9 protein-coding genes and 1 pseudogene are annotated in these 12,391 nt (G+C 36.8%); 4 read left to right on the forward strand and 6 right to left on the reverse strand.

Annotated elements, in window-relative coordinates:
* Positions 1-88 precede the first annotated feature (88 nt).
* From O7776_RS01720 to O7776_RS01735, 4 genes are all read left to right on the forward strand, one after another.
* Complete coding sequence (locus O7776_RS01720) at positions 89-535, forward strand: ankyrin repeat domain-containing protein (protein WP_274308939.1); 447 nt, start codon at positions 89-91, stop codon at positions 533-535.
* A 415-nt stretch (positions 536-950) separates the two neighbouring features.
* Positions 951-1,511 (forward strand): helix-turn-helix domain-containing protein, encoded by a 561-nt coding sequence (locus O7776_RS01725; RefSeq protein WP_274308940.1) that lies wholly within the window; start codon positions 951-953, stop codon positions 1,509-1,511.
* A 34-nt stretch (positions 1,512-1,545) separates the two neighbouring features.
* Positions 1,546-2,625 (forward strand): ethanolamine utilization protein EutH, encoded by a 1,080-nt coding sequence (eutH, locus tag O7776_RS01730; RefSeq protein ID WP_274308941.1) that lies wholly within the window; start codon positions 1,546-1,548, stop codon positions 2,623-2,625.
* Between the two features lie 25 nt (positions 2,626-2,650).
* Positions 2,651-4,429, forward strand: coding sequence for an aminopeptidase P family protein (locus O7776_RS01735; RefSeq protein WP_274308942.1), 1,779 nt, complete (start codon positions 2,651-2,653; stop codon positions 4,427-4,429).
* Positions 4,430-4,812: 383 nt separating this feature from the next.
* Here O7776_RS01735 and O7776_RS01740 read toward each other — a convergent pair whose 3' ends face one another.
* From O7776_RS01740 to O7776_RS01765, 6 genes and pseudogenes are all read right to left on the reverse strand, one after another.
* On the reverse strand, positions 4,813-5,583 hold the full coding sequence (locus tag O7776_RS01740) for a putative protein N(5)-glutamine methyltransferase (RefSeq protein WP_274308943.1): 771 nt from the start codon (positions 5,581-5,583) through the stop codon (positions 4,813-4,815).
* A gap of 289 nt (positions 5,584-5,872) precedes the next feature.
* A pseudogene (locus tag O7776_RS01745) lies at positions 5,873-6,097 on the reverse strand (DNA cytosine methyltransferase); the annotation flags it as partial.
* A 69-nt stretch (positions 6,098-6,166) separates the two neighbouring features.
* Positions 6,167-9,040 (reverse strand): DEAD/DEAH box helicase, encoded by a 2,874-nt coding sequence (locus tag O7776_RS01750; protein WP_274308944.1) that lies wholly within the window; start codon positions 9,038-9,040, stop codon positions 6,167-6,169.
* A 22-nt stretch (positions 9,041-9,062) separates the two neighbouring features.
* Positions 9,063-9,452, reverse strand: coding sequence for a (deoxy)nucleoside triphosphate pyrophosphohydrolase (locus O7776_RS01755; protein WP_274308945.1), 390 nt, complete (start codon positions 9,450-9,452; stop codon positions 9,063-9,065).
* A 124-nt stretch (positions 9,453-9,576) separates the two neighbouring features.
* Complete coding sequence (locus O7776_RS01760) at positions 9,577-11,289, reverse strand: replicative DNA helicase (protein ID WP_274308946.1); 1,713 nt, start codon at positions 11,287-11,289, stop codon at positions 9,577-9,579.
* Positions 11,289-12,053, reverse strand: a complete 765-nt coding sequence (locus tag O7776_RS01765) for a conserved phage C-terminal domain-containing protein (protein WP_274308947.1) — start codon at positions 12,051-12,053, stop codon at positions 11,289-11,291. Before O7776_RS01765 ends, O7776_RS01760 begins: the two co-directional genes overlap by 1 nt.
* Positions 12,054-12,391: the final 338 nt, after the last annotated feature.

Here is a 12,391-nt window from a genome sequence, read left to right on the forward strand (position 1 = left end):
GGGTGATTTAAATTTGAGATTACTTAAAGGATTTATTATTAGCTTTTTATTTATAATAGTAGGCTGTAATGATGAGGAGGAAAGGGAAATGGCACATCAATCAGGTGAATTGCTTCAAGCGGTTGAAGCGAACAATCTTGAAAAAGTACAGGACATTTTAAAAGATTCATCTTATCCAATTAATGAAACGAATAAAAATGATGAAACACCGTTGTTAATTGCTACACATAAAAATTATATTGAAATTGCAAAAGCTCTAATTAATGCAGGGGCAGATGTTAACCAACAAGACAGGATTCAAGATAGCCCTTATTTATATGCAGGTGCACAAGGTAAAACAGAGATCTTAGCTTATATACTTGAAAATGCAACACCCGATCACCAGGTGTACAATCGATATGGTGGCAATGCATTAATCCCAGCTGCTGAAAAGGGCCATTTAGCTAATGTAAAGTTACTTTTAGCGGATGGAAAAATGGATATCAATCATCAAAATAGCTTTGGCTATACAGCTTTAATTGAAGCAGCGCATTAACAGATGGTTCAAAAGTATATCAGCAAATTGTACAGGAGTTGCTAGCTTACAATGCAAACAAAGAGCTTCGTGATGACAATGGTCTGAAAGCATTGGACTATGCTAAAGATAGAGGATACACAGAGATGATTGAGTTGTTGGAGCAGTAAAACTTTCCTTAGCCCTATTGGTACTTTATTTGAATGTGGCAATTAAGATAACTCTTTTTCGTATATTATTAGTTAACAATTTAGACGCATTGATCTACTAGATCAATGCGTTTTTTTTTATTGTGTGTTTTTGCGGTCTTTCTTGAGAAAATATAGGATAATGTTAATTGATAAATTCATATGTATGAATTTATTTCATAACATATTGTATTTTAGTTTGGGATATACTATATTATTCACAATAATGAAATTTAGGGGGTGAAATGATGAATATAGGAATGGAAATAAAGAAATTGAGAACTGAAAAAGGAATTACGTTGAAAGAGTTAAGTGAAAAAAGCGAATTATCTGTTGGATTTCTATCTCAATTAGAAAGAGGGCTTACTACCATAGCAGTTGACTCACTTGAAAAACTAGCTGCTATTTTGGAGGTACATTTAACACACTTTTTTGATTATCCACTCAAAAAGAAAGAGTTGGTTTTAAGAAGTTATGAACAAGAAATAATGGATTCCGTAGAAGGCGGCTTTATTAAGTATAGTTTAAGTTCAAATATGGAAAATAAACAGCTTGTTCCAAGGCTTATTGAAATTCTTCCTCAAAAGAAGGATGAAGAAATCGTATCCTATACGCATGAGGGGGAAGAGTTCGTTTATGTTTTAGAAGGAATCTTAACCGTTTACATCAATGGTATAAGGCATGAAGTATATCCAGGTGATAGTGTTCATATGGACTCAACTATTTCCCACAATTGGGCTAATTATACGAATAAAAACGTAAAGCTAATAGCGATTAATACGCCTAATTATATGTATAACAGAGGCTGATTTAGCAAGGACATTATAGAAAGTGATACTAACAATGGATAAATTCATATTATTTGTAATTGGTTCTTTTTTTGTCATCGGTGCGATTGATTATATTACGGGAACTCATTTGAAGCTGGGTGGGAAATTTGAGGAAGGTATAAAGACCATGGGAGCTTTAGGGCTTGGCATGATCGGTATAATTTCTTTAGTACCTATTTTTACCGACTTTTTATCTGCTGTGATTATTCCAATCTGTCGCGTTTTTGGTTTAGACCCTTCTATTGTTCCGGCAGCATTTTTAGCTGTAGATATGGGCGGCTATCAGATGGCTAGTCAGTTAGCATCGACAGAGGAAATGGGTGCATTTTCAGGGATTATCATTGCCTCTACTTTAGGAGCCACAATTAGTTTTTCAATACCAGTCGCGTTAGGGATGCTTTCTAAAGAGGATGAAGGCTATTTTTCTAAAGGTGTGCTAGTTGGAATTATTACTATCCCAATAGGATGTCTTGCAGCGGGCTTATGGCAAAAAATAGATATCAATCTATTAGTGTTAAATCTGATACCTATCTTTGTTTTTGCCATTATTTTAGGGGTAGGGTTATTAAAAATTCCACATGTTTTTATAAAAGTTTTTAATGGATTTGGAAAGCTTATCGTATGTCTGAGTATTATTGGGTTACTTTTACAAGGAATAGATGTGATATTTGGTGTAAGGCTTGTATCAGGATTAGCACCACTAGCTGAATCTACAGTGATAGTGGCCAAGATTGCCATTGTTTTAGGTGGCGCATATCCGATGCTAGCATTTATTAATCGAATTTTTAAAAATAGTTTTGAGAAAATAGGGAAAAGATTTGGGATTAATTCTGTATCAGTAGCAGGCATTCTAGGAAGTTTAGCTAGTAATTTATTAATATTTGGAACTTTTAAGGAAATGAATCCTAAAGGAAAAGTAGTAGCTACTGCCTTTGGGGTGAGTGGCGCATTTGTATTTGGTGGACAACTTGGGTTTGTGTCTGGAGTAGCACCAGACATGATAGGCGCATTTATCATATCAAAGCTTACAGCCGGAATCATAAGTATTGTGCTAGCTATCTGGTTGTATGACCGTGAACATAAACAAATTTGACTTAAGGAAAATGGGGGAATTCGTAATGAATAGTAGAGATAGAGTCGAAAAGTTAAGACAGCTAATGAAAGAAAATCAAATGGATGCCTATATCATTCCTAGTTTTGATGCACATCAGAGTGAATATGTAGCAGAACATTGGAAAGGCAGACAATGGCTATCAGGATTTACAGGGTCTGCAGGTACGGTAGTTATTACATTAGAGGATGCTGGGCTATGGACAGATGGTAGATACTATATTCAAGCAGAAAAGCAGCTTGAAGGCTCAGGAATCAAATTATTCAGAATGATGGATCCAGGGGTGCCATTTTATTCAGAATGGCTTGCAAATGTTCTGAATGAAGGGAATATTGTAGGCTTTGATGGAAATGTTTTTTCAACTACTATGGTTAAAAGAATGGAAGCCGATCTAAAAGCCAAGCAAATCACATTAAAAATAGATCAAGATTTAATTGGTGAACTGTGGGAAGACAGACCGGAGATTCCGAAAGAACCATTATTCACGCATGACGTAAACTATGCGGGCAAATCACGCGTAGAAAAATTAAATGAAGTAAGACAAGAAATGAAAAATAAGGGAGCCAATTATTATATTTTAACTTCCCTTGATGACATTGCATGGCTGTTGAATATAAGAGGAAACGATGTGCCGAACAGTCCAGTTGTAATAGCGAATGTAATCGTAGCCGAACATACATGTTATTTATTTATTGATTCTTACAAGGTTCCGGCTTCAGTGAAAGAAGAGTTAGAGGCTGAAGGGATCGAGTTAAAAGCGAATCATGAAATACAACCGTTCTTGGAAAGTCTTTCAGGCAATGATGCTGTGATGTTAGATTCTACAAGAACGAATATCCGTCTATACAATGGCATTAACAGTGAGGCAAAGAAAATTGAAAGTCCTAACATCACGACGGATTTAAAGGCTATTAAAAATGACGTGGAGATAAAAAATTTAAAAGCGTGTGAAATTAAAGATGGATTGGCCATGGTGAAATTTATAAAATGGCTAAAGGGCTCTGTAGCGAAAGAAGAAATTACAGAGATTGCTGCAGAAGAAAAATTAGAACATTTCAGAAATGAGCAGGAAGGATTTGTTGGACCTAGCTTTGATACAATAGCAGGCTATAAAGAACATGCTGCGATGATGCATTATAAAGCCAATAAAGAAACCCAACATACGCTTAAGGATGAAGGTCTGTTTTTAATTGATTCAGGTGGCCAGTATTATGATGGAACAACAGATATTACAAGAACGCTTGTTTTAGGAAAGCTTACCGATGAACAAAAAAGAGATTACACTTTGGTGTTAAAAGGATTTATTGCATTAAGCGCAGTAAAATTTTTATACGGAGCAACCGGTTCTCATTTAGATATTCTAGCAAGACAACCGATTTGGCAGTACGGCATTGACTATAAATGCGGGACAGGACATGGGGTAGGTTTCTTCTTGAATGTTCATGAAGGACCACAAAGCATAAGAAATGATTCGAATAATGTTACCTTAGAAAAAGGCATGATCATTACGAATGAACCGGGAATCTACCTAGAAGGTAAGCATGGAATTAGAATTGAAAATATGATGCTGGTAGTTGAAGATGAAAAAACTGAGTTCGGTCAATTTATGAAGTTTGAAGCAATCACATATTGCCCAATTGATTTAGCTGGCATAGATAAAGAGATGTTAACAAAGAGTGAAAAGGAATGGTTAAACAATTATCATCAAGAGGTATACACAAAGCTAGCTCCTCATTTAAATGAAGAGGAACGCGTGTGGCTAAGAGAAGAAACTAAGGAAATCTAAATAGGTATTGCTGAATATAAATGGTATCACCTTATATCATGGATGGCATTGGAGATACTAAATCTATTAAACAACAAAAAGTGCTTCTACTATGGAAATTCCATCGTAGAAGCGCTTTTTTATTCGTTCAGATTCTGGCATGTAAACACCGCTTTTATTAACATACTATTAAATAAATATGCTGCTTTATCTTAGCGTTTTTACTGATATTGACATGTATCTTTAAAATAAAGTTTGATCAAAAATACCTCTTAAATCTTAATTTTTGTAACTAAAAAAGAACCGGTTTTGAAAAAAGATTAATCAAAATGGGCTCTTTGTTTATAGTATTGTGATAACTAATTATCATTTCATTTGTGATTAAGGCTAAGTACTTATTTACTCTAAAAACCAGAATTCGATCCGATAACGACAGTAGCGTCCAGTTCATCGTCTCTAGCCACTTTCGTGGTAAGCCCAGCGCTAGCGAAGATTTCAATGGTCTCAGGTGCCTGCTTTTCGCTCGTCTCTATCAAAAGATGGCCTCCCGGTGCTAGCCAAAGAAATGCTTCTTCTGCTACTCTTCGCTGAATGTCAAGTCCATCCTCTCCACCGTCAAGCGCCACCTTCGGTTCATGTAGGCGAGCCTCCTGTGGGAGCAGCTTGATTGCCTTTGTAGGTACGTAAGGTACATTCGCAACTAGGATGTTCACATGGCCTTTAAGTGAGATAGGCAGAGCTTTATACAAGTCACCTTCAAAAACATGGCCACCGAAATCCGTAACGTTGCGGCCAGCGCATCGTACTGCGACAGGGTCAATGTCAACAGAATACAATTCAACTCGTCCTAAAGCTGCTGCCAGTGCTACACCCACAGCACCTGACCCACAACATAGGTCAACGACGATATCACCAGAACAAGACAGGGCTTCTGCCTGGTGAACAAGAAATTCGGTACGTTGGCGAGGCACGAAAACGCCTCGATCCACTTCTATCCGCAAACTACAGAACTCTGCGTATCCAACAACATATTCAAGAGGTAAACCATCGGCTCGCATTTCCACCATTTTCTTGAGATCCTCTGGAGTTTGTGCCTCCAGGATAAGTAACCTGGTCTCATCTTCTGCGAAAACACAACCCGCGCTCCGAAGCCTGTTAATTATACATTTTTCCATTTTATTGTCCAAAAATAAATTAAATTTTTTTCCTATTTATCTCACCACTTTTGCTTATCTATAACCATGTATTCGTTAAAAATTAGAGATATCCTTCTTCAACAAAATGGCCCTATTGTGGAATAAAAAAATCCTGCATATCATCACAGAATTTTTATCAATCTTTATTTTAAATAATCGAATTTTGTTTCAAATGTTTAATCTTTTTTATAAAACTACATGGACATGACAGTCAATAATCGAGGTCAGCTAAACAAATTAAAAAAACGAACTAGAAGAAACTAGTCCGCTAAAACAGCATTAACTGCTGTGTATGTTGCTGCTCGCGCTCTCGTAAATAGTGCACAACCCATTCGGCAATCGGCATTGCAACAGCTTTGGCAAGGTGTACGGGTATGGCATTCCCAATTTGTTTGTATTGTTTATCCAAACGGTTGTTTTCAGATGCTGTCATATTGCCGCCATTTCTAAACTGATACCAATAAGGGAACGTTTGAATACGGGCGATTTCTTTGACAGATAGACGGCTCTGATGAAGAACGACTCGATCCGTACAATGGCATTTTCTTGTAGAAGCTTATTTTTATTCTTCAACTAGATAATGATAAATATCGTATTGAATCGGCTGTTCTAACACCATTTCCATTGTAACAACAGGATAATAGGAACCTTTATCTAAAATTTGATCCGGTTTAGCTGAAGCTGGATTTACATCACAACGACCTAAATAATAGAAGTCTTTACCTTCGCCATTGTCTTTTTTTACAAACAGGTAAACATTTGTTCCATTAGCTACTGAGTTAATAAGAATCTGCATTTCCTTTGATTTATCGATGTATCGATTTTTAGTTGAGCACCATTTAAACGTGTCGTTTGATAAGAACTCATCCATGTAATTTGTTTCAGAATCATTTTCATCATTTTTATGATAATTTACGAAAATCGGGAAATCTCCGTTCTTGGGACGACCACCGTTAAGTGTACCTTCTTCATTTTTCTCCCAATCTAATAAACGGCATACCTCACGACGAGAATATTTTTCATAAAGCTTAAACGGTTCATCATTTAGAAATTGCTCGTTTTTAATAAAGGCACAGTCTAGTAGATCGACAAAGTATTGCTTAAAGTTCGCATCCTGAAGTGATAGCTGCAATTCTTCATTGAACATGTAGTTTGAGTTCGACTTAATGATTACAGGTTTTTGGCCGAATTTCTTTTTATCAACTTCTACGAAAAAGTTTAAAGAAAATACATTTTCTATCCCTAGTAGGGTGTCTTCGTTAAGATAGGCATTATGATCGTGAAGTACCGAAATAAATTGTTGTTCTGAAAGGGTTTCTTGTTCAGCTAAAAGTTTTAATAGCAGTAGTTCATGAATTCTTTTACCAGGTAAAAAATCTTTACCGATTAATGCCAGAATGGATTTTTCATAGTCGGTAATCGGTGCAATATCTTCTTTCAATTTTAATAAGAAGTCATAATAGTTTGGACTATAATTAATAATTACCTCGGGATCGAGTGAGTTTTGCTGAATAAAATCTATTAGTAATGGGATACGTCCAATCCGATTTTTCACTTCAAAATAACTATCCTTTAGCATTTTTAATGTAGAGAGATTTGTATTATTAATCGCATCAAAAATTTGTTTCTTCGCAATCTCCTCAAAATTAATTGTAGAAACCCCTTGAATGTAATCTGTGTTAACGGTATTACGTCGCACATTGTCTTTATTCATTGTTTTGTCGCCTGAAAGGGCAATCGGAATTAAATAGTTATTTTTATAATTTCCGATAAAATCAATAATTGTAACGTAATCTTTGTCATTATGTTTTCGTAAACCTCGTCCAAGTTGTTGAATGAAAATGATGCTTGATTGCGTTTGGCGTAGCATAACAATCTGATTTAAAAATGGAATATCAATGCCTTCATTGAAAATATCTACAGTTAAAATATATTCTAATTCGCCAATTCTAAGTTGTTCAATTGCTTGTTCACGTGCATCTTGAGAGTCGTCCCCCGTTAGCACGCAAGTTTTTAAGCCACGTTGATTCAATATATTTGAAAGTTCACGCGCTTCCTCTTTTTTACTGCAAAACATTAATCCTTTAACGCGATTTCCAGAGAAGCCGTAGTATGAAATTTTTTCGATAATATGATCGACACGTTCTTTCACTAGGAGCTTTTGTAAATCAGCTGTCTCATCAATTAACTCATCGCCTTTTATATAATCGGTAACACCGAAATAATGAAACGGACAAAGCATTTCTTCCGCTAACGCTTCTTGAAGGCGGATTTCATATGCAATATTGTAATCGAATAGCTCATAAATATTGAAATTGTCAGTACGTTCAGGGGTTGCTGTCATGCCTAATAAAAACTGAGGCGTAAAATAATTAATAATTTTTAAATAGGATTCCGCACCTGCACGATGAACTTCATCAATTAATATGTAATCAAAGTGGTCTTTAGCAAATTGCTGTAAGTATGGGTCACGAGACATTGTTTGAACGGTAGCAAATAAATAACGTGCATTGGTATTCTTAGAAGTTCCTGATAAAATACCATATTCGGATTCGTCGCCAAGTAAAATTTTTCGATAATCAGCCATGGCTTTATTTAAAATTTGTTCACGGTGAACGATAAATAGCAATCGCTTTGGTGCAGCATTTCGAACATCAAATGCTGAAAGATACGTTTTACCCGTTCCGGTAGCAGAAATAATCAGCCCTTTTTGAGCTCCTGATTCCCGTAATAATTTTAATTGTTCTAAGGCAGCTGTTTGCATTTTGTTTGGCAGTATTAATAGGCTTTCCTTTAAAGGGTTTGTTACATACAGTGGTGGTGAAGCAACTTTTGAAGTCTGTTGCATGTTTTCAAGATAGAGTGGTTGGTATGATTCAATCCATTCAATCGTTAAAGGTGCAGCTTGATTCCACGTATGTTCAAATTGATTTTTAAAATGCTGAATAATTTCTCCATTTTCAAGTGAGTTTAAATAAACATTCCATTCATAATTTGCTTTTAATGCACTGTCCGTTAAATTTGAACTTCCTACAATTAGTGAATAGTAATCGGTATGTTCAAAAATATATCCTTTTGAATGGAATCCTTTAATATCAGTAATTCGGACTTCAACATTTGTTAATTTAAGAAGCTCTTTAAACATTTTCGGCTGATTAAATTGTAGAAAAGTAGAAGTTAAAATACGTCCGAAAATCCCTTTTTTCTGTAAATCATAGAGCATCGTTTTTAAAGTGGCTAGTCCACCTTCTGTAATGAATGCAACAGAAAATGTAAATGAATTACAAGTTTTCAGTTCTTGAAGCAGGGTAGTTAAAACATTTTCATGCGCTTTATTTGATAATAATTTCGGTTTAAATTGTGAAGAAACAGCTCTATTTTGATCGATGAATCCTTTATATAAAGAGTTTTCAAGCTTTTTTATAATCTGTTCCATATAGTAAGCCACCTAAAATAAATTATTTTAATAATTTTTCAACTGCAGGTATATCTGCTGGTGCAAATTCTAATTGTTTAAGTAAATCACGTTTAACCCATTTTGCTTCTGCATGTTCAAGTGCTACAGGTATCCCGTCAATGATTTTTGCCATATACGTTTCTAAACGTACAACGAATTTTCCGTAATCATATGTAGTATCTTCTACTTTATTTCCCACAGCAATATCACATGCAAATTCTTCTGATATTTCTCTACGTAAAGCTTCTTGAGGTGTTTCACCAACCTCAATTTTTCCACCTGGAAATTCCCATAAGTTAGGTAAAGACATTTTAGGACTACGAAGGGCACAGTATATTTCATGCTGTTCATTTTCTATAATTGCTCCAACTACATGTACTTGTTTTTTCAAAATAATCCATCCAATCGTTCGATAGTACCTTAATTATATCCGATAAGCTAAATGATTTGTGGGGGAAATCTTAGAAGACCCGAACCCACCCAGGCTCGGGGTTCTCCCATTCCAACTAGCTCCTTTAATCTCCAACCCTCCAAACCCCAACAAACGCAGGAAATACCTTGAACCGTTCCTTCAATTCAAATAGATAAATCCATTCCTCGGTATGTGGTAGGCGCACAGATTCGTGTTGAAATTGCCTGTAAACACTATGCCATTTCACCGCATATGCCTTAAATTGCTGCTGGTGCAAGCGCTGGGCATCTACGGGATTTTCGGCGAAGTAAAAGGCATAGTGCTTGTCTTTAAGTTCTGTCGCGTAAAGCTTGATGCGATTGATACCGAGTACATCTTGAGCGTTCATGTGCTGGAGTTCTTTGATTTCTTCTTCGGTGAAGGGCACATCGTATATGCGTTCGGGTCGGTCATGCTTTTGCAGGTAGCCCTTTTTTAGTGCGAGATAAATCCAGTAGGCGCCGAAGTTTTGTTCGTACTTGACCATATCCAAAAGTAGCTGATAGACATTTGTTGTTTTCATGGCATTATTCCCGTGATACGACATGGCCAGTATTACGATTGTAAAAGGCGTAGGCAGTACCGGTCGGACCGTTACGATTTTTGCAACGATGAGTTCAAGTAAATCGCCGCTGTCTTGTAAATCGTTATTGTAATACGAGTCGCGGTAGAGAAAGACAATTAAATCGGCATCTTGTTCAATCGAGCCCGAGTCGCGTAAATCGCTCATCATTGGTCGTTTTTTGCCACGAGATTCCACGTTGCGATTAAGCTGTGATAGGCAAATGACGGGGCAATTGAATTCCTTGGCCATTTGTTTTAGGCCACGGCTTATTTTTGTCGTTGCAATGTTAGATAAATCCTGGTCGTTTTCGGATTGAATAATTTGCAAATAATCGATGAAAATAATTGGCGCAAGCTCTGGGTGCTGACGAATAATCCGTCTTGCTTGTGCGCGGATTTGGGCAATGGATAAATGGCTTCGGTCATCAATATGAATTTTTGTTTTAAGCACACGATTGAGTACGTTCAGCCAGTTTTTAGCTTGCTCCTCTGAAAAATACCGCTTGGGATTGCGTAGCTTCAGTCGAGAATAGTTACCGGCTGTTGCAATCATACGGTCGAGTAGCGTACGTGTGCTCATTTCGAGTGAAAAGATGATGGGCAAATGACCATTCCACCCAGCATAAAGTGCTAAATTATTCATCACATCGGTTTTGCCCATTGACGGTCGCGCGGCTAAAATCGTTACCTCACCTGGTCGGAAACCGTCGATTAATTGGGCGAGCGCTTGAATATGTGGAACGATAAGACCTGGTGTTGTCGTTTCTTCAAATGGACGGTTCTCCATATCGATTAACCTTTGGGCAATTGTTGTATCGATTATTTCCCCTTGAAGTTGTGTTTGATCGAGCGCATGAATAATTTGCGGTATTGCCCAATCGCCTTCTGTTGCTTGAAACAAAATTTGTCCTTTTTGCTTTTCGCACCAAATTTCGCGCTGTAGCTGCACATAAGCATCGAATTTTTCAGGATTTGAAAAATGAATGAGCTCTGTTACATAGGGAAGTCCTATTTGCGTGATTTGCTCAAAGCGCGCACTGAGAGTCATGAAATCCACGGGATGGTTTTCAAGTGCAAGTTCGCGCATCATTGCAAACAGCATGCGATGGTGTTGGCCATAAAACATTTCTGGTGTAAGCCCACTATCTAAAATTAAATAATTTTCCTCTAGCATCGTTGCTAAAATACTCTGTTCCAAAAATTCTCTTTTCATCACCAGTCCTCCCCGGCATTAAAATCGAGAACAACAGCTTTAGGCATACACGTTCGTGTGTCCTTCTTCGACAGGGCGTTATTTAAATAACTTTCAAAGTTAGATGGACGAAACAGCGTCATTGGTCGCAAATATTTTTCCATTTCGTGATCATCTAGCCAGCACAATACTTGCTCATCAATGACCAAGCAGCAATCCTCAACACTGTAGCCCTCCTTCAAGCGAGCGCTAATAAAATTGCGATTTGCCTGCGATTTTAGACTAAATCTTTTAGAAGCCTTGTCGTTTAAATATGTCAGTACCGAATCAATTTTTTCGGTCAGCTTTTCGTTTTGAACTGTCTTTTTGTTGCGCTTTGGCGCGTTTTGATTATCTTTTGAAATTGTTGTCATTTGTGCGAATGCATCGTCGTCAATGCTGTGCTGCTCCTTGTAGTCAGCAAGCATGCTTTGTAATTTGTCGTAATCGATTTTGTACCATTTCGTGCGATCTACATAAAATTGGTTGAACTTGTCTGTTGAGTGCACCAACTCTAATTGTTCAAGCTGTAGGATAATGCGCTTAATTTTGGGTTCATTCCAAAACGGCAGCTGCTTTCTCCAATTCGCGTGGGATTGGCAATACCAAGCCTCTCCATTTTGCAAGACGGTTTGCTGCTGTAGGCGGTAGTGAAGCTGTTGTAGCAAAATGGCTTCATCCACACCAATAACAGTAGCAACATTTGGTAAGACAATGAGTGGTTTTTCGTTTGTTAATAAGTTCATTTTTCGCTCCTCCTTGTAATGGTTCTTACTTACTAAATAACAAGAGGGATCAAAAAAAGGGACGCTCGATGAAAATTTTTATTATTTATTAAAATAATCCAAGGTCGTATCGCTTTTGATACGACAATATATATCTTTTAAAAATCTTTAATACTCTAATTATTTTGAGTACCACAAACAAAGATATTGTGAAAGTACAAGGTTTTCCCGTCAGTATGGATGCTAATCGATCTTGAGAAAGGAACAGTGTGGATTGTGTGAGGAGAATGACAACAGCGATGTGCCAGTGAAGCATAATACTTATAATGATCTTGCTTTTTTCATAGATAAGTAAGTTT

This window comes from Solibacillus daqui, assembly GCF_028747805.1.
Taxonomy (GTDB): domain Bacteria; phylum Bacillota; class Bacilli; order Bacillales_A; family Planococcaceae; genus Solibacillus; species Solibacillus daqui.

Excerpts from the sequence above, each read along its gene's own strand:
- O7776_RS01725 (WP_274308940.1), top strand. The coding sequence starts at position 951 with ATGAATATAGGAATGGAAATAAAGAAATTGAGAACTGAAAAAGGAATT.
- O7776_RS01740 (WP_274308943.1), bottom strand. The coding sequence starts at position 5,583 with ATGGAAAAATGTATAATTAACAGGCTTCGGAGCGCGGGTTGTGTTTTC.
- O7776_RS01750 (WP_274308944.1), bottom strand. The coding sequence starts at position 9,040 with ATGGAACAGATTATAAAAAAGCTTGAAAACTCTTTATATAAAGGATTC.
- eutH (WP_274308941.1), top strand. The coding sequence starts at position 1,546 with ATGGATAAATTCATATTATTTGTAATTGGTTCTTTTTTTGTCATCGGT.
- O7776_RS01735 (WP_274308942.1), top strand. The coding sequence starts at position 2,651 with ATGAATAGTAGAGATAGAGTCGAAAAGTTAAGACAGCTAATGAAAGAA.
- O7776_RS01760 (WP_274308946.1), bottom strand. The coding sequence starts at position 11,289 with ATGAAAAGAGAATTTTTGGAACAGAGTATTTTAGCAACGATGCTAGAG.
- O7776_RS01765 (WP_274308947.1), bottom strand. The coding sequence starts at position 12,053 with ATGAACTTATTAACAAACGAAAAACCACTCATTGTCTTACCAAATGTT.
- O7776_RS01720 (WP_274308939.1), top strand. The coding sequence starts at position 89 with ATGGCACATCAATCAGGTGAATTGCTTCAAGCGGTTGAAGCGAACAAT.